Annotated in this window: 19 protein-coding genes; 9 read left to right on the plus strand and 10 right to left on the minus strand. The window is 73.7% G+C overall.

The window, feature by feature from the left end; translation table 11 throughout:
• Positions 1-24 precede the first annotated feature (24 nt).
• From IE252_RS35665 to IE252_RS35690, 6 genes are all read left to right on the plus strand, one after another.
• Positions 25-648 carry a TetR/AcrR family transcriptional regulator gene (locus IE252_RS35665; RefSeq protein WP_190093623.1) on the plus strand — a complete coding sequence of 208 codons (624 nt, stop codon included), beginning with the start codon at positions 25-27 and terminating at the stop codon, positions 646-648.
• A gap of 40 nt (positions 649-688) precedes the next feature.
• Positions 689-1,675: a DEDDh family exonuclease gene (locus IE252_RS35670; protein ID WP_190093624.1), complete on the plus strand. Its 987-nt coding sequence runs from the start codon at positions 689-691 to the stop codon at positions 1,673-1,675.
• Positions 1,676-1,728: 53 nt separating this feature from the next.
• Positions 1,729-1,962 carry a metallothionein gene (locus tag IE252_RS35675; RefSeq protein WP_152894276.1) on the plus strand — a complete coding sequence of 78 codons (234 nt, stop codon included), beginning with the start codon at positions 1,729-1,731 and terminating at the stop codon, positions 1,960-1,962.
• Positions 1,963-2,019: 57 nt separating this feature from the next.
• Complete coding sequence (locus IE252_RS35680; RefSeq protein ID WP_190093625.1) at positions 2,020-2,805, plus strand: SURF1 family cytochrome oxidase biogenesis protein; 786 nt, start codon at positions 2,020-2,022, stop codon at positions 2,803-2,805.
• Between the two features lie 101 nt (positions 2,806-2,906).
• Positions 2,907-4,688 carry a glycoside hydrolase family 15 protein gene (locus tag IE252_RS35685; protein ID WP_229849001.1) on the plus strand — a complete coding sequence of 594 codons (1,782 nt, stop codon included), beginning with the start codon at positions 2,907-2,909 and terminating at the stop codon, positions 4,686-4,688.
• A 4-nt stretch (positions 4,689-4,692) separates the two neighbouring features.
• Entirely contained in the window at positions 4,693-5,448 is a 756-nt protein-coding gene (locus tag IE252_RS35690; RefSeq protein ID WP_190093626.1) for an SDR family oxidoreductase, read from the plus strand.
• Positions 5,449-5,481: 33 nt separating this feature from the next.
• Here IE252_RS35690 and amaP read toward each other — a convergent pair whose 3' ends face one another.
• The 5 genes from amaP to IE252_RS35715 are packed head-to-tail and all read right to left on the minus strand — an operon-like array spanning position 5,482 to position 7,988.
• Entirely contained in the window at positions 5,482-6,060 is a 579-nt protein-coding gene (amaP, locus tag IE252_RS35695; RefSeq protein ID WP_190093627.1) for an alkaline shock response membrane anchor protein AmaP, read from the minus strand.
• A gap of 3 nt (positions 6,061-6,063) precedes the next feature.
• Positions 6,064-6,774: a DUF6286 domain-containing protein gene (locus IE252_RS35700; protein ID WP_190093628.1), complete on the minus strand. Its 711-nt coding sequence runs from the start codon at positions 6,772-6,774 to the stop codon at positions 6,064-6,066.
• Entirely contained in the window at positions 6,771-7,220 is a 450-nt protein-coding gene (locus IE252_RS35705) for an Asp23/Gls24 family envelope stress response protein (protein WP_190093629.1), read from the minus strand. Before IE252_RS35705 ends, IE252_RS35700 begins: the two co-directional genes overlap by 4 nt.
• A 23-nt stretch (positions 7,221-7,243) precedes the next feature.
• On the minus strand, positions 7,244-7,435 hold the full coding sequence (locus tag IE252_RS35710) for a hypothetical protein (protein WP_190093630.1): 192 nt from the start codon (positions 7,433-7,435) through the stop codon (positions 7,244-7,246).
• Between the two features lie 52 nt (positions 7,436-7,487).
• On the minus strand, positions 7,488-7,988 hold the full coding sequence (locus IE252_RS35715; RefSeq protein ID WP_190093631.1) for an Asp23/Gls24 family envelope stress response protein: 501 nt from the start codon (positions 7,986-7,988) through the stop codon (positions 7,488-7,490).
• A gap of 93 nt (positions 7,989-8,081) precedes the next feature.
• Between IE252_RS35715 and IE252_RS35720 the strand changes: the two genes are divergently transcribed.
• Complete coding sequence (locus tag IE252_RS35720) at positions 8,082-8,693, plus strand: nucleopolyhedrovirus P10 family protein (protein ID WP_190093632.1); 612 nt, start codon at positions 8,082-8,084, stop codon at positions 8,691-8,693.
• A gap of 372 nt (positions 8,694-9,065) precedes the next feature.
• On the opposite strand, the gene IE252_RS35725 is transcribed toward IE252_RS35720, so the two are convergent.
• From IE252_RS35725 to IE252_RS35740, 4 genes are all read right to left on the minus strand, one after another.
• Complete coding sequence (locus IE252_RS35725) at positions 9,066-9,857, minus strand: enoyl-CoA hydratase/isomerase family protein (protein ID WP_190093633.1); 792 nt, start codon at positions 9,855-9,857, stop codon at positions 9,066-9,068.
• A 121-nt stretch (positions 9,858-9,978) separates the two neighbouring features.
• On the minus strand, positions 9,979-10,200 hold the full coding sequence (locus tag IE252_RS35730; protein ID WP_067157635.1) for a helix-turn-helix domain-containing protein: 222 nt from the start codon (positions 10,198-10,200) through the stop codon (positions 9,979-9,981).
• Between the two features lie 347 nt (positions 10,201-10,547).
• Entirely contained in the window at positions 10,548-12,146 is a 1,599-nt protein-coding gene (locus IE252_RS35735) for an ABC-F family ATP-binding cassette domain-containing protein (RefSeq protein WP_101387699.1), read from the minus strand.
• Positions 12,147-12,319: 173 nt separating this feature from the next.
• Complete coding sequence (locus tag IE252_RS35740) at positions 12,320-13,003, minus strand: hypothetical protein (RefSeq protein WP_190093634.1); 684 nt, start codon at positions 13,001-13,003, stop codon at positions 12,320-12,322.
• 98 nt (positions 13,004-13,101) lie between these two features.
• Between IE252_RS35740 and ypfJ the strand changes: the two genes are divergently transcribed.
• Together ypfJ and IE252_RS35750 are read left to right on the plus strand one after the other, a co-directional pair.
• A complete protein-coding gene (gene ypfJ / locus IE252_RS35745) occupies positions 13,102-13,995 on the plus strand; it encodes a KPN_02809 family neutral zinc metallopeptidase (protein ID WP_190093635.1) in 894 nt (297 codons plus the stop codon).
• Positions 13,996-14,109: 114 nt separating this feature from the next.
• Positions 14,110-14,496 carry a VOC family protein gene (locus IE252_RS35750; RefSeq protein WP_190093636.1) on the plus strand — a complete coding sequence of 129 codons (387 nt, stop codon included), beginning with the start codon at positions 14,110-14,112 and terminating at the stop codon, positions 14,494-14,496.
• A gap of 6 nt (positions 14,497-14,502) precedes the next feature.
• Here the strand turns inward: IE252_RS35750 and IE252_RS35755 are convergent, their stop codons facing one another.
• Positions 14,503-15,825 (minus strand): hypothetical protein, encoded by a 1,323-nt coding sequence (locus IE252_RS35755; RefSeq protein WP_190093637.1) that lies wholly within the window; start codon positions 15,823-15,825, stop codon positions 14,503-14,505.
• Positions 15,826-15,845 lie beyond the last annotated feature (20 nt).

The raw sequence follows: 15,845 nt of genomic DNA on the forward strand, positions 1-15,845 counted from the left end.
ACGAGAGTTGGGAAGGGGCGGGCCATGACGCGTACGTCTCTGAGCCGCGAGGAGGTCCTGGCGGCCGCCGGGGCCCTGGTCAGACAGCACGGGCCGGCGGCCCTGACCATGCGCAAGCTCGCCGCCGAGCTCGGCACGGCGGTCACCTCGATCTACTGGCACGTCGGCAACCGCGAGTCGCTGCTCGACGCGCTCGTCGAGCGGACCGTGCGGGAGCTGGGCGAGATCAGACCGCGCGGGCGCACCCCGGCCGCCCGGATCGTCTCGGTCGCCACCGCGCTGCACCGGGAGCTGCGCGAGCGCCCGCACCTGATCGCGATGGTCCACGAACGCGGCTTGACCGAGCGGATGTTCCTGCCCGCCCAGCAGGCCCTGGTCCACGAGGTCCACCGGGCCGGGCTGCGCGGGACCGCCGCCGCGCGGGTGGTCCGGGCGGTCCAGTTCCAGGTCGTCGGCCACGTCCTGGTCGAGCGCTACCGCGAGCGGGCTCCGGCGCAGCGCCCCGGCGAGGACGAGCTCTGGCACACCGCGCCCGCCGAGGACGACCCGGTGCTCGCCCGTGCGCTGGCCCGGCCGCCGGACCCGGAGCGACTGTTCGCGGCGTCGGTGCGGGCCCTGGTCGACGGGCTGCTCGCACAGCCGGGTTGACGGGCGCCGCCCGCGTTGTCAGTGCGGCCCCGTATTCTCTGTGACCATGCTCGACGACCGTACGACAGCAGCAGCGACGTGGCCGACCGCCTACCCACAGGGGTACGCGGTCGTCGACGTGGAGACCACCGGCCTCGCCCGCGACGACCGGATAGTGTCGGCTGCCGTCTACCGCCTGGACGCCCAGGGCAACGTCGAGGACCACTGGTACACGCTGGTGAACCCGGAGCGCGACCCCGGCCCGGTGTGGATCCACGGCCTGACCACCGACGTCCTGGCCGACGCGCCGCTCTTCCCGGACATCGCCGGGGAGTTCGCCGAGCGGCTCGACGGCCGGGTCCTGGTCGCGCACAACGCGATCTTCGACTGGCAGATGATCGCCAGGGAGTACGCACGGGCGAAGCGCACCGCGCCGGTGCGCCAGCGGCTGTGCACCATCGCGCTCTCCAAGGAGCTCGACCTGCCGCTGCCCAACCACAAGCTGGAGTCGCTCGCCGCGCACTTCGGCGTGGTGCAGCAGCGCGCGCACCACGCCCTCGACGACGCGCGCGTGCTGGCCGAGGCGTTCCGCCCGAGCCTGCACGAGGCGGCGCGGGTCGGGGCGCGGCTGCCGCTCCTGGAGTGCCGCCCGCTCACCGAGTGGTCGGACGGCCCGGCCACCCCGCGCATCGGCTACCAGGCCACCGGGTCGTACGGTCGCAGCTCCAGCTGGCGGCCCGCGCGCAAGCGCCCGGCGTGCCCGTACCCCAACCCCGGTCGTTACGAAGCGGACAAACCACTCAAGCAGGGCATGCGGGTGGCGTTCTCCGGTGACACCTCCATCGACCGGGAGCTCCTGGAGGACCGCGCGACCGAGGCCGGACTGCACGTGGCGACCAGCGTCTCCCGGCTGACCAGCCTGCTGGTGACCAACGACCCGGACTCGGCGACCTCCAAGACCGTGAAGGCGAAGTCGTTCGGCACCCCGGTCGTCGACGAGGCGGCCTTCACCCAGCTGCTGCGGGACGTGGCTGCGGCAGACGGGTGACCGCCTGGCGTGCCGCCCGCCGTTGCGGCGCGGTGCGCTCCACCCTGTGGCGCATGGCACGTTGCGAGGTCTGCGGAAACGACTACGGGATGTCCTTCGAGGTGCACGCGCAGGGCGCGGTGCACGTCTTCGACTGCTTCTCGTGCGCCATCCACCGCATGGCGCCCATCTGCGAACACTGCCGGGTCCAGATCATCGGCCAGGGGGTCGAGGTCGAGGGGCACTGGTACTGCGGCGGGCACTGCGCCCGAGCGGAGGGCCGGGTGGGCATCGTCGACAAGGTGTGACCCCTCGTATCCCGACCCCCTTCCAAGCACCCCATGACGCAGTTGTACCGTCGTGGGGTGTATCGCTTCCTGTTGTCCCGGCAGTGGGTGCTCGTCACCCTCCTCGCCCTCGTTCTCATCCCCACGATGATCGAGCTGGGCTTCTGGCAGCTGCACCGCCACCAGCACCGCGTCGCGCAGAACACCGTCATCGCGGACAACCTGAAGGCGAAGCCGGTCCCGGTGACCGAGCTCACCTCCCCCGGCCACACCGTCCCGCACGCCCAGTACTGGCGCCGGGTCACCGCCACCGGCACGTTCGACACCGCCCACGAGGTCGTGGTGCGCCGCCGGACCGCCGCCGACGGGCGGGTCGGGTACCACGTGCTCACCCCGTTCGTCCTCGACGCCGGGCCGACCGTGCTGATCAACCGCGGCTGGGTGCCGGACAACGGCAGCCAGACCGAGTTCCCGCAGATCCCGGCCCCGCCCAAGGGCGAGGTCACGGTCACCGGGCGGCTGATGGCCGACCAGACGACCGCGGCCAGCGGCATCAAGGACGTCAAGGGCCTGCCGCCCCGCCAGGTGATGCTGATCAGCAGCGCCCAGCAGCAGAAGGCGCTCGGCCGCCCGGTGCTCGGCGGCTACATCGAGCAGACCGCGCCCGAGGCCGACTCCCCCGAGCTGATCCCGGCCCCGGACCACTCCTCGATCGGCCCGCACATGGCGTACGCCGTGCAGTGGTGGCTGTTCACCGCCGGGGTCCCGGTCGGCTGGGTGATCCTGGTCCGCCGCGAGAAGCGGGACCGGGCCGAGGCAGCGGCGAAGGCGGAGGCGGCGGAGCCCGCACCGGCGACGGCCTGAGCGGGTCCGCACGAGGGTGGCCGCGCCCCGGCCCGTACCGTCCGGTCCTATTGACGTACTGCTCTGATTGGCAATTCCGCCGGGCGGGAACACGCCAGAGCGTGACGCGACGTATCCAACGCATCGAGGACTACGCCCTCATCGGCGACCTCCAGACCGCCGCCCTGGTCGGCCGGGACGGTTCCATCGACTGGCTCTGCCTGCCCCGCTTCGACTCGGCGGCCTGTTTCGCGGCGCTGCTCGGCGACGACGACAACGGCCACTGGCGGATCGCCCCGGCGGGCGCCGGGGACTGCACGCGCCGCGCCTACCTCGACGACTCGCTCGTCCTGGAGTCCGTCTGGGAGACCCGCACCGGCACGGTGCGGGTCCTCGACTTCATGCCCCAGCGCGACACCGCCCCCGATGTCGTACGGATCGTGGAGGGCGTCAGCGGCAGCGTCGAGATGAGCTCCGTGCTGCGGCTGCGCTTCGACTACGGCCGGGTGGTGCCCTGGGTGCGCCGCGCCGACGGCCACCGGGTCATGGTCGCCGGACCCGACTCGGTCTGGCTGCGCACCGAACCCGCGGTGAAGACCTGGGGCCAGCAGATGAGCACCCGCTCGTCGTTCACCGTGGGCCCCGGCGAGAAGGTCGCGATGGTGCTGACCTGGCACCCCTCGCACGAGCCCCGGCCGTCGATAATCGATCCGTTCGAGGCACTGGAGCAGAGCCTGGCGGACTGGCGCGAATGGGCCGGCAAGTGCCGCTGCACCGGCCCGCACCGGGACGCCGTCGTCCGCTCCCTCATCACCCTCAAGGCCCTCACCTACGCGCCGACCGGTGGCATCGTCGCCGCCCCCACCACCTCGCTGCCCGAGGAGGTCGGGGGCGTGCGCAACTGGGACTACCGCTACTGCTGGCTGCGCGACTCGACGCTGACGCTGGGCGCGCTGGTCTCGGCCGGCTACCTCGACGAGGCGGCGGCCTGGCGCGACTGGCTGCTGCGCGCGGTCGCGGGGGACCCCGCCGACCTCCAGATCATGTACGGCCTCGGCGGCGAGCGGCGCCTGCCGGAGACCGAACTGCCGTGGCTGAGCGGCCACTTGGGCTCCACCCCGGTCCGGATCGGCAACGCCGCCGTCAAACAGCTCCAGCTCGATGTGTACGGGGAGGTCATCGACTCCCTCCATCTGGCCCGTACCGCGGGCATGGCCGCCAAGCCGCACACCTGGAACGTCGAACTGAGCCTGCTCGGCTTCCTGGAGGCCCGCTGGCGCGAGCCGGACGAGGGGCTGTGGGAGGTGCGCGGGCAGCGCCGCCACTTCGTGCACTCCAAGGTGATGGCGTGGGTCGCCGCCGACCGCGCGGTGCGGGCCCTGGAGTCCGATCCGGCGCGGCGCGGCGATGCCGAGCGCTGGCGGCGGATGCGGGACGAGGTGCACCGGGAGGTGTGCGAGAAGGGGTTCGACGCCGAGCGGAACACCTTCACCCAGGCCTACGGGTCCACGGAGCTGGACGCGGCCACGCTGCTCATCCCCCGGGTCGGGTTCCTGCCGGGCGACGACCCGAGGGTGGTCGGGACGGTGGACGCGGTGCGCGCCGAGCTCGGCCACGACGGCTTCGTGCGCCGCTACAGCACCGAGGGCGCCGCGGTGGACGGCCTGCCGGGCGACGAGGGCACGTTCCTGGTCTGCTCGTTCTGGCTGGCCGACGCGCTGCGGCTGACCGGCCGCGAGAAGGAGGCGCGGGAGCTGTTCGACCGGCTCCTCGCGCTCCGCAACGATGTCGGGCTGCTCGCCGAGGAGTACGACCCGGTGGCCGGCCGGCAGCTCGGCAACTTCCCGCAGGCGTTCAGCCACATCGGGCTGGTGGCGACGGCGATGGGGCTGGAGGCAGGATAGGCGCATGGATCTTGGACTGAAGGACCGCGTCTACGTCGTCACCGGTGCCTCCCGGGGCCTCGGCCTCGCCTCGGCGCGGGCGCTCACGGCCGACGGCGCGAAGGCGGTACTGAGCGGCCGCGACGAGAAGGCGGTCGCGAACGCGGCCGGGGAGCTGGGCCCGAACGCGCTGGGCGTGGCCGTCGACAACAGCGACCCCGGCGCGGCCGCCCGGCTGATCGCCACCGCCCGCGAGCGGTTCGGCCGCTTCGACGGCGTGCTGATCAGCGTGGGCGGCCCGCCGCCCGGCTTCGTCGCCGACAACACGGACGAGCAGTGGCGCTCGGCCTTCGAGTCGGTGTTCCTGGGCGCGGTACGGATGGCGCGCACGGCGGCGGAGGAGCTGGACGAGGGCGGCGTGATCGGCTTCGTCCTGTCGGGCTCGGTCCACGAGCCGATCCCCGGCCTGACCGTCTCCAACGGCCTGCGCCCGGGCCTGGCGGGCTTCGCCAAGTCCCTGGCGGACGAGCTGGGCCCGCGCGGCATCCGGGTGGTCGGCCTGCTGCCGTCCCGCATCGACACCGACCGGGTCCGCGACCTGGACGCCCTCTCCGGCGACGCGGAGGCCGCGCGCACGGCCAACGAGGCCCAGATCCCGCTGCGCCGCTACGGCACCCCGGAGGAGTTCGGCCGTACGGCCGCGTTCCTGCTCTCGCCCGCGGCGTCGTATCTGACGGGCCTGATGCTGCCGGTGGACGGCGGGGCGCGGCACGGCTTCTGAGCCGACGTCATCGCGTGGGGTCTCCCCCGGGTGTCAGCTCACCCGCTGAGCCCGGTGCTTGACCCCGCGCAGCCGGACCTCGGCGGGCAGCGCGGCCAGGCCCGCCGAGTCGCGGGCGTGGGCCAGGGCCTCCGAGGTGAGGCGGGAGAGGGCTTCGGCGGGGGCCGCGTGCGGCTCCAGGAGGAGGGCGACGCGGGCCGCCGGGGTGGTGCGGCGGCCGTGCAGGGTCACCTGGGCGCGGGCCACACCCGGCAGCGCCTCCGCCTCGCCCGCCAGGACCGTCTCCATGGCGCGGCCGCGCAGCAGCGCGCCCTCGCCGTCGCCCGAGTCCACCAGGACCTCGGCCAGCCGCGCCCGGCGCAGCTGGGCGAGCAGCCACCACAGGGTGAGCAGGACGAGGACGGCGAGCGCCGCGATGACCGTGGGCCACCACCAGCCGTGGTGGTGCCAGCGCTCGCGGCGGGCCCGGTCGAGCAGGGCGTCGCCGCTGTCCTCCCAGGGCCACCACGACGGCACCGACAGGCCCGCCCCGGCCGCGAGGACCGCGCCGCCCGCCGCCACGAGGACCAGGCCGACGAGGCCGATCAGCACCCGGTTCACCGTCCTGAGCATGGGTCACCTCTTCCTGGCGGCACGGCCCACGTGCACGGAGAGCCCGGGCTGTCCGGCGAGCCCGAGCTCCTTGATGCCCGCGCCCAGCGCGGCGTCCAGATCGGCCCGTACGTCGTCGAGCTCGCGGAAGTGCGAGACGGCCCGTACGGCGACCTTGGCGCGGCCCATCCTGACCCGGACCGACTGCACGCCCGGGACCTCCATCGCCCGGTCCCGCAGCACCAGCGCGGCGGCCGAGCGGTCGAGCCCGGCGCGCACGGCGGCCGAGGCGCGCCGCATCGGCAGCACGTCCCGCAGCCCCGGCGTCACCGCGAGCACGATCAGCCAGATCCCGAGGGCCACCGCGACGCCCGCGCCGGTGAGCACCACCGCGTCGTCCACGGCGTGCCGGGCCGCCCAGTCCGCGAGCCTGCGGCGCCAGGCCATCGCGGGGCGGTCCGCCCGTACGGCCGCGATGTCGTACAACAAGGGCCCGGACACGGCCAGGACGACCAGGGCGACCAGCACGGCGGGCGCCCGCCGCACCGACCAGAAGCGGTGGGCCCGGCCGCCCTCGTCCTCGGCGAGGACGGGCACGGGGTCGTAGGCGGCGGATGACCGCGACTGGTCGAGCCCGCCGTCGGGGTCCGGGGCGGCGCCCTTCTCCATGACGACGGGCAGGCGCCGGGTGCCGTTCCCGGCGCTGGACTCTTCCGGCTCGCTGGGCCCGTTCATGTGATCCTCCCCCGGTCCGCCGTACCGGTGTGGGCCGAGTGCAGACGCTCGATCTGCACCGCCACCTCGGGCACCTCCATGCCCGCCAACGCCCTTAACCGCTCGGCGACCCGCCGACGCACGGCGCCGCACTGGGCCCCGAGATCGGAGGGGTAGTCGAGCTCCAGGCTGACCCGCACCCGGGCCACGTCCTGGTGCACCGTGACCGCCGCGTGGGGCGCGGCACCGCCCTCGTGGGGCGCGCCCACCACCTCGCGCGCCGCCTGCGCCGCGATCTTCGCGACGACCCGGTCGGCGATACGGGTCGCCCCGCGCTCGGCGGGCGGGATACGGCGGGGTGCGGCGGCGGGGCCGGGCGCGGTGGAGTCGGGCCCGACGGGGTCGCGTCCGCCCTCGCCGGACCCGGCCCCGGACTCGGACCCGGGCGCCGCCGCCGACACCGTCATGAGGACTCCGTCATGACTCCGCGTCACCGCCGCCGGTCGCCGCGGTCCCGGGGACGGAAGAAGTCACCGGGTTCGAGATCGCCCTCCAGGAACCTGCCCACCACGAATCCGATCGCGCCGAGCGCCGCGACCAGCAGGAACGCCCCGAAGCCGCCGAAGTATCCGGCGAAGCCGAGCGCCATGCCGGCCACCATGCCGATCACCGCCATGCTCATCCTGAGCTCCTCAGTCGCTCCTCAGTCGGGGGCCGGGGCCGCACCGGGGGCCTCACTGGAGCCGGGGCTCCGGCTCCTCCTCTTCCTCATCGGGAAGTTTCACGTCGCTCACCGCGATGTTGACCTCGACCACTTCGAGTCCCGTCATGCGCTCCACGGCCGCGATCACGTTCTCCCGTACGGCACGGGCCACGTCCGCGATCGACACGCCGTAGTCGACGACGATCTCCAGGTCGAGGGCCGTCTGGACCTCGCCGACCTCGGCCTTCACCCCGCGCGCCACGGCGGACTTGCTGCCGCCTGGTACCCGGTCGCGCACCGCGCCGAACGTACGGGACAGGCCGCTGCCCATCGCGTGGACGCCGACGACCTCGCGGGCCGCGAGCCCCGCGATCTTCTCCACCACGCCGTCGGCGATGGTGGTGCGGCCGCGCGTGCCGGGGTCGCCACCGCCGCGTCTGGCGGTGGAGGTCTTTCTGGTGCCGCCCTCGGGGGTGTCCTTGCCGCCCGGGCCGGACGGTTCGGGGCGGCTGCGTTCCGCGGTGTCGCTCATGGCGTTCATCCCTTTCGGCTTCCCCTTCCCCTCAGCTGCCCACACTAAGTGCGGTTGCCCCGTCCCGCGCCGGGGATGCGGCAGGCTGGAGCAATGACGCCTGACGTGTGGAGCACGGAGGTACGGCGCCGGCTGGCCCTGGGCAGGTTGTTGCCGCTCGGGGAGGCGGACGACGGCGCATGGGTGACGGAGCGGGCGGCGGGGGCGGTGCTGGGGGCGGCGTGCGCGGCGGTGCCGGGGCTCGCGGTGACGTCCCTGCGGCTCGGGCTGGCGGATCCGGCGACGGCGGGGGTTCCGGTGGTTCCGCCGCCGCCGAGTGGGCTGCCGCCGGGGGAGGTGGGGGCGGTGGTGGAGGTGGCGGTGTGGGGTTCCGCTCCGCCCCGGACGGAGGGGGTGCGGGCGGCGATGCTGGCGGCTTCGTCCGAGCGCCTGGGCTTGCGCCTGACCCGCGTCGACATCCGCGTGACGTCCCTGCTGGACGCCCCCGTACCGCCTGCTCCCCCGCTTCCCCCGCCGCCTGGGGCACGCCCCGGTCCCCCGCTCGCCGTCCCCGGCGTGGCGTTCCTGACCTCGGAGCTGGGTGGGGTGCTGCCGGGGTGTGTGGAGGTGGGGGTGGCGGCGGGGTGTCGGGCGGTGGAGGTGGTGCGGGGGGTTCGGGGGGTGGTGGGGGGTGGGGTGGCGGTGCTGGTGACGTGGGTGGGGTGATTTGTTCCCCACCCCACCCCTTCCCGAAAGCCCTCTGGCGGGCGGCCGGGGGGGGGTGGGGTCGGGGCGGGCTGCTGGGGGCTTCGCCCCCAACCCCCTGCCTTCGTCTGCGGGCCGTCTGTGGCTGGTGGCGCAGTTCCCCGCGCCCCTAAAAGATGCCGCTCCGCGGCAATCCCGTGGGCGCCCCGCAGGGGCGCATTTAAGGGGCGCGGGGAACTGCGCGACCAGTTGGGGACGGCCCGCAGACAAACGAAGCGCGGGGTGCAGGGGCCGCAGGCCCCGCGACGGGGTCCGGGGGCGAGCCCCCGGGAGAGCCGCCTCCGCCCCCACCCACCCCCGGAGGGTTAAGGGAAGGGGCGGGGTGGGGAAAGATTAGTCCGCCAAGCCCGCCAGGTCGCGCAGACGCCGCGCCTGAGCGGCGCGCTCCGCGACCCGCTGCTCCTCGTACGACCGCCCCGCCGCCCCCCGCAACAACGCCTTCGTCTCGATCACCGCATCCCGCGGGGCGGCAAGAAGGGCCGCAGCCAAGTCACGTACGGCGGCGTCCAGTTCGGCCCCCGGCACCGCCAGGTTCGCGAGCCCGATCCGCTCCGACTCCTCCGCCCCGACGAAGCGGCCGGTCGCACAGATCTCCAGGGCGCGGGCGTAGCCCACCAGGCTCACCAGGGGGTGGGTGCCCGTGAGGTCCGGCACCAGGCCCAGGCTGGTCTCGCGCATGGCGAACTGCACGTCGTCCGCGACGACGCGCAGGTCACAGGCGAGCGCGAGCTGGAAGCCCGCACCGATCGCGTGCCCCTGGACCGCCGCGATCGACACGATGTCGTTGCGGCGCCACCAGGTGAACGCCGACTGGTACTCGGCGATGACCCCGTCCAGCTCCTCGTCGGAGCCGCGCGCGAGGTCGATGAACGACGGCTCGCCGTCGAAGCCCTCGGGAGTGAAGGCCTGACGGTCGAGCCCGGCGGAGAAGGACTTGCCCTCTCCCCGCAGCACCACGACCCGGACGGTGCCGGGCAGTTCCTGACCGGCGGACGCCAACGCCCGCCACAGAGCGGGAGACTGGGCGTTGCGCTTGTCCGGATTGGTCAGGGTCACCGTGGCGACTGCGTCGTCGACGGTGAGCCGGACGCCGTCCTTGTCGAGTACCAGGTCGGGCGAAGCCATGGGGCGCCTCCGGGTCGGGTGCGGTCAAAAATAAGTGACTGCACAGTAACCACCCGGCCGACGATCCGGCCGACCGGGTGGCAACCCGACCCGGCGGGCCCATGGACCCGCCCGGCCCCGGTCAGGCCGAGGCGGTCTTCTTGCCGCGTGTCGCTCCGCCGCGTCCGCGCAGTACCACCCCGGACTCGCTGAGCATCCGGTGGACGAATCCGTAGGAGCGGCCGGTCTCTTCGGCCAACGCCCGGATGCTCGCACCGGAGTCGTACTTCTTCTTCAGGTCTGCCGCGAGCTTGTCGCGCGCGGCGCCGGTAACCCGGCTGCCCTTCTTCAGAGTCTCGGCCACCCGTGCCTCCTCATGGGAAGTGCGCTCTGGACTTCTCATGATCACCCCTCCCGGGCTTCCTGGCCACCCATTCGGCAAGGTCCGTGCAACCGGGTTTCCGCGCAGGACGGGGCGAGACGGGGCCGGAATCAAAAATTCCGCACGGCCACGGAATCGCCCCGGAGGTCGGCGCGAGAAGAATGCGCTGGTCAGGGGTGTGTTCGGGGTCACACTCCGGAATCAGTCCGTCCCGTACCCACCGGATCTTGATCCCGTGCATGACACGCCGGGGTACGAGACGCACTCACTCAGATTGAGGATCACACGTAAGCCGAATGATCCATATGGAGTGGATCAGTCGCACCGGATCAGGCGAGGGCGACCAGATCCGCGTAGTCGGGACCCCACAGGTCCTCGACCCCGTCGGGCAGGAGAATGATGCGCTCGGGCTGTAGAGCCTCGACCGCGCCCTCGTCGTGCGTCACTAGAACGACCGCGCCCTTGTACGTGCGCAGCGCGCCCAGGATCTCCTCGCGGCTGGCCGGGTCGAGGTTGTTGGTCGGCTCGTCGAGCAGCAGGACGTTGGCGGACGAGACCACCAGCGTGGCCAGGGCGAGCCGGGTCTTCTCGCCGCCGGAGAGCACGCCCGCCGGCTTGTCCACGTCGTCGCCGGAGAACAGGAACGAGCCCAGCGTCTTGCGGACCTCGACCAGGTCCAGGTCGGGCGCCGAGGAGCGCATGTTCTCCAGGACCGTGCGGTCCGGGTCGAGCGTCTCGTGCTCCTGGGCGTAGTAGCCGAGCTTGAGGCCGTGGCCCGGGGTGACCTCGCCGGTGTCCGCCTTCTCGGCGCCCGCGAGCAGCCGCAGCAGGGTCGTCTTGCCGGCACCGTTCAGACCGAGGATGACGACCCTGGATCCCTTGTCGATGGCCAGGTCGACGTCGGTGAAGATCTCCAGGGAGCCGTACGACTTGGACAGGCCCTCGGCGGTCAGCGGGGTCTTGCCGCAGGGCGCCGGGTCCGGGAAGCGCAGCTTGGCGACCTTGTCGGAGACCCGTACCGCCTCCAGGCCGGAGAGCAGCCGCTCGGCACGCTTGGCCATGTTCTGCGCGGCCACCGTCTTGGTCGCCTTGGCGCGCATCTTGTCGGCCTGCGAGTTGAGGGCCGCGGCCTTCTTCTCGGCGTTCTGGCGCTCGCGCTTGCGGCGCTTCTCGTCGGCCTCGCGCTGCTGCTGGTAGAGCTTCCAGCCCATGTTGTAGACGTCGATCTGGGAGCGGTTGGCGTCCAGGTAGAACACCTTGTTGACGACCGTCTCGACCAGGTCGACGTCGTGGGAGATCACGATGAAGCCGCCCCGGTACGACTTCAGGTAGTCGCGCAGCCAGACGATGGAGTCGGCGTCGAGGTGGTTGGTCGGCTCGTCGAGGAGCAGGGTGTCGGCGTCCGAGAAGAGGATGCGGGCGAGCTCGACGCGGCGGCGCTGACCGCCGGAGAGGGTGTGCAGCGGCTGGCCGAGCACCCGGTCGGGCAGGCCGAGCGCGGCGGCGATGGTGGCGGCCTCGGCCTCGGCGGCGTACCCGCCCCTGGTGAGGAACTCCGTCTCCAGGCGCTCGTACTTCTTCATCGCCTTCTCGCGCGTGGCGCCCTTGCCGTTCGCCATGCGCTCCTCGTTCTCGCGCATCTTGCGCAGCACCTCGTCGAGGCCACGCGCGGAGAGCACGCGGTCGCGCGCGAGGACGTCGAGGTCGCCGGTCCGGGGGTCCTGCGGCAGATAGCCGACCTCGCCGGAGCGGGTGATGGTGCCGGCGGCCGGGATGCCCTCGCCGGCCAGGCACTTGGTGAGGGTGGTCTTGCCGGCGCCGTTGCGGCCGACGAGGCCGATGCGGTCGCCCTTGGCGACGCGGAAGGACGCGTTCTCGATGAGGATGCGGGCGCCGGCGCGCAGCTCGATGCCGGTGGCGGTGATCACGGAAATACTCCAGGGCGGTATGGACGGCGGGATGGACGGAGGTCGCGGAGCGTCGACGCCGTCTAATGCACAAGGAGAATTGCCATGGGCCAATTCTAGCGGGGGTGTGCAACTGCTTTTACGTGCGGTGATCTCTTACGGAGAGGTGGCCCCCGGGCCCGGCGGGCCCCGCGTCACACGCCCCGGGCGGCGCCCACGCGCGCGGGGAGCTCGTTGCCCAGCGGGGTGCGGCCGGGGGCGATCCGCCCGAGGGTGTCCACCGCCACCAGCTCCTGGGTCCACGCGTCCCGGTCGCGGCACGGCTGGGCGACGATCAGGACGCCCGCCACGCGCGCGACACGGCCCGGGTCGAAGGCGCACTCCCGCCGGGCGGGCAGCGTCCAGCGCAGGTCCCCGTCGGCGGTGCGGTACGCGGCGATGCGCTCGGGGGTGACGACGGCGAGCATCCCGGCCGGAGCCAGCTGCTGGAGGACGTCCGCGGCCCGGCCGGGGCGCCCGGCGAGCCAGCCCGCGAGGCCGGGGACGGCCCGGTGCCAGCGGACCGCGTCGACCGAGAGCACGCGCGCGGTGTCGGTGACCATGCCGTCGCTCCACAGGGCGAAGGCGTGCCCCGGCGCGGTGCGCACGGCGAGCGGACGGCGCCCGTCGCGGCGGTAGGTCCAGCTGCGCGCCCCGCTCCTGGGGTCGTACGCCTCGACGGCCGCGCCCCGCACCCGTACCGCCGACCGGGCCGGGGCGGCGGGCAGCACGGTGAGGCGGTCGCCGTAGGGGGCGGGCCGGGCGTGCTGGGCGGCGGTGACCAGCGGAAGGGCCAGTACGGCGGCGACGGCGGCCAGCGCGAGACGGTTCCGGTCCATGAGGCGCCGAGCGTATCGGCCACCGTGTCAAAAGGGGCGCAACGCACTGAACTGTTCGATACTCGGGGTGATATCGGGTGACGGAGGGTGCTGAGCCCATGCAGTTCGACGACGACGCCGATCTGGACACGTCCGAGGTCAAGGACGTGCGGGGCAGCCGTGTCCCCGGCGGCAGGGCCACCATCGGCGGCGGGATCGTCGGGCTGATCGCGCTGGTGCTCGGCCTGCTCTTCGGGGTCGGGCCCGAGCAGCTGGGGCTGTCCTCCGGCGACTCCACCCCGGCGACCTCGGTGTCGGCCCAGGGGCAGGTGCAGGCGAGCTGCCGCAAGGGCCGCGACGCCAACACCAAGGAGGACTGCCGGATCCTCGCGGTGGTCAACAGCGTGCAGGACTACTGGTCGCAGGAGTTCCCGCGCCGGGGCGGCCGCTACTCGCCCGCGCAGACCGTCTTCTTCACCGGCCGGGTCCAGACCGCCTGCGGCACGGCGACCTCGGCGGTCGGGCCGTTCTACTGCCCGGGCGACCGGCAGGTCTATCTGGACCTCGGGTTCTTCGAGGAGCTGCGCACCAAGTTCGGCTCCACGGGCGGCCCGTTCGCGCAGGCCTACGTGGTGGCGCACGAGTACGGGCACCACATCCAGAACCTGATGGGCACCCTCTCCCGGTCGCAGGACGGGCGGCAGGGCGCGAACAGCAACGCCGTGAAGGTCGAGCTGCAGGCCGACTGCTACGCGGGGGTGTGGGCGCACCACGCCACGACGACCCCGGACCCGAAGACCGGCAGGCCGCTGCTGACCCGGCTGACCGACCAGGACATCAAGGACGGCCTGGACGCGGCGGCGGCCGTGGGCGACGACCGGATCCAGGAGAAGTTCCAGGGCCGGGTCACCCCCGAGTCCTGGACGCACGGCTCGGCCCAGCAGCGCCAGCAGTGGTTCTACACCGGCTTCACCACCGGCGACATGGGCCGCTGCAACACGTTCGCGCGCTGAGCCCGCCGCTCCCCCGCGCACCCGGCCCCGGTCCGAGGGGCGTTGTCAGTGCCGGGTGCAAGACTGAGATCCAGGTCACATGAAGGCACGGCGAGAGCGACGGGAGTGTGCGTGATGAGTGTGTATCCGACGATTCTGTACGCGGACGCGAAGGCGGCGATCGGCCTGCTGAAGGACGCGTTCGGCTTCACCGAGACGAGTGTGTACGAGGACGCGGACGGCCAGGTGATGCACGCCGAACTGGCCAGCGGCACCGGCATGGTGATGCTCGGCTCCAAGGGCCGGGGCGGCCTCTTCGCCGACGCCATGCGCGACGCGGGCCCGGTCGGTGTCTACGTGGTGGTGGACGACGTGGACGCGCACCACAAACGGGCCGTGGAGCACGGCGTGGAGATCCTGATGGAGCCCACCGACCAGGACTACGGCTCGCGGGACTACATGGCGCGCGACGCCGAGGGCAACGTGTGGAGCTTCGGTACGTACGCCCCCGGCGCCGGCTGAGAGCGGCTACACCCCGCCGGTGTGCACCTGGAAGGCCGCGCGGCGCACCGCCTTGGCGAGCGCCGGGTCCGGGTGGGCGGCGGCGAGGGCGACCAGGACCTGGACGGTGCGGGGGTGGCCGACGGCCCTGACCTCGTCGAGCAGGGCGGGCACGGTGCCCTGCACGGCCGAGTCGAGGTGGCGGACCATCAGCTCGACCTCGCCGTGGTCGGCGACGGCCGCGGCGGTGTCGACCCAGAGCCAGGTGGACTCCTCGCGGGTGAGGACGGCGGTGGCGTCCTCGGGGTCGGTCCCCTCGTGCTCGGCGAGCCAGAGCAGGGCGTAGGGGCGCAGGAAGATCTCGTCGGTGGCGGCGCGCACCTCGGGCTCGGCGGGCGCGCCGACGACCCGGAGCGCCTCGAAGGCGAGCCCGCGCACCAGGGCGTCCTCGCCCCGGGCCGCGTCCAGCAGCTCGGTCACCGCGCTGCCGACGGGCCGGGCGGCGAGCCAGGCGCGGTACTCGGCGCGGGCCGGGCCGGGGGTGAGCCGGGCGCAGCCGCGCAGCATGTCCTCGGCGGACTGCTCGATGTTGCCGGCCGGGCTCTGCGCGGCGACGCAGATCTGCTCCAGCTTGACCCACACCGCCCAGCTGCCGAGCGGGGTGAGGGTGGCCGAGCCCTCGCCGAGGGTGAGCGCGCCGACGGCGGCGAGCCCGGAGAGCACCCAGTCGAGGAGGAGGGAGAGGAAGGCGAGGGAGGCGGGGCGGTCCCCGCCGGTGCCGTCCGCGTCGGTGCCGTACGGGACTTCGCAGCGCTCGTCGCGCAGTTCGGCGACGCGCTGGCCGAGCAGGTCGAGCAGGGCCGGTACGAGGACGGGGCCGGCCGAGAGCTGGAGGAGAGAGAGCACCTGGGGGACGGCTTCGACGACCTCGGCCACGGCGGCGGGCGCGATGGCGGCCGGGGCGGGGTGGACGATCGACCAGGCGTCGAAGAGGGCGACCCAGCCGCGCAGCACGGCGGCGTCGTCGCGGTCCCAGGCGCGCAGCCGCCAGCCGGGGCGCGCGGTGCCGCCGTGCAGTTCGACGAGTCCGGCGAGCCGGGCCCGGTCCCAGCCGGCCCGCACCTGGGCGGGCGTCAGCCCGAGGGTGGCGGCGGCCAGTTCGGCGGCGGCGCCCGACAGGGTGCCGGTCGGGGCGGGGCGGGGCGCGCTGCCCCGGGCGCGCTCGGCGTCGGCCCAGCGGGCGACGCGTACGGCGTCGGCGAGGACCGCTCTGGCCTGGCGGGCCAGTTCGGCGGCGGCCGGGGTGCCCTCGGGCGGCCGGGAGCCCGCCCGGGAGCGGCGGTCGCTCACGGCCCGGCGGGCGCTGGCGA

Source organism: Streptomyces melanogenes (assembly GCF_014649795.1).
Classification (GTDB): Bacteria; Actinomycetota; Actinomycetes; order Streptomycetales; family Streptomycetaceae; genus Streptomyces; species Streptomyces noboritoensis.

Bases quoted from the DNA above. Each gene is read 5' to 3' on its own strand.
- IE252_RS35675 (WP_152894276.1), top strand. From the start codon at position 1,729: ATGGCACGTTGCGAGGTCTGCGGAAACGACTACGGGATGTCCTTCGAG.
- IE252_RS35665 (WP_190093623.1), top strand. From the start codon at position 25: ATGACGCGTACGTCTCTGAGCCGCGAGGAGGTCCTGGCGGCCGCCGGG.
- IE252_RS35740 (WP_190093634.1), bottom strand. From the start codon at position 13,003: ATGGACCGGAACCGTCTCGCGCTGGCCGCCGTCGCCGCCGTACTGGCC.
- IE252_RS35690 (WP_190093626.1), top strand. From the start codon at position 4,693: ATGGATCTTGGACTGAAGGACCGCGTCTACGTCGTCACCGGTGCCTCC.
- IE252_RS35715 (WP_190093631.1), bottom strand. From the start codon at position 7,988: ATGAGCGACACCGCGGAACGCAGCCGCCCCGAACCGTCCGGCCCGGGC.
- IE252_RS35750 (WP_190093636.1), top strand. From the start codon at position 14,110: ATGAGTGTGTATCCGACGATTCTGTACGCGGACGCGAAGGCGGCGATC.
- IE252_RS35725 (WP_190093633.1), bottom strand. From the start codon at position 9,857: ATGGCTTCGCCCGACCTGGTACTCGACAAGGACGGCGTCCGGCTCACC.
- IE252_RS35705 (WP_190093629.1), bottom strand. From the start codon at position 7,220: ATGACGGTGTCGGCGGCGGCGCCCGGGTCCGAGTCCGGGGCCGGGTCC.
- IE252_RS35700 (WP_190093628.1), bottom strand. From the start codon at position 6,774: ATGAACGGGCCCAGCGAGCCGGAAGAGTCCAGCGCCGGGAACGGCACC.
- ypfJ (WP_190093635.1), top strand. From the start codon at position 13,102: ATGCAGTTCGACGACGACGCCGATCTGGACACGTCCGAGGTCAAGGAC.
- amaP (WP_190093627.1), bottom strand. From the start codon at position 6,060: ATGCTCAGGACGGTGAACCGGGTGCTGATCGGCCTCGTCGGCCTGGTC.
- IE252_RS35720 (WP_190093632.1), top strand. From the start codon at position 8,082: ATGACGCCTGACGTGTGGAGCACGGAGGTACGGCGCCGGCTGGCCCTG.
- IE252_RS35710 (WP_190093630.1), bottom strand. From the start codon at position 7,435: ATGAGCATGGCGGTGATCGGCATGGTGGCCGGCATGGCGCTCGGCTTC.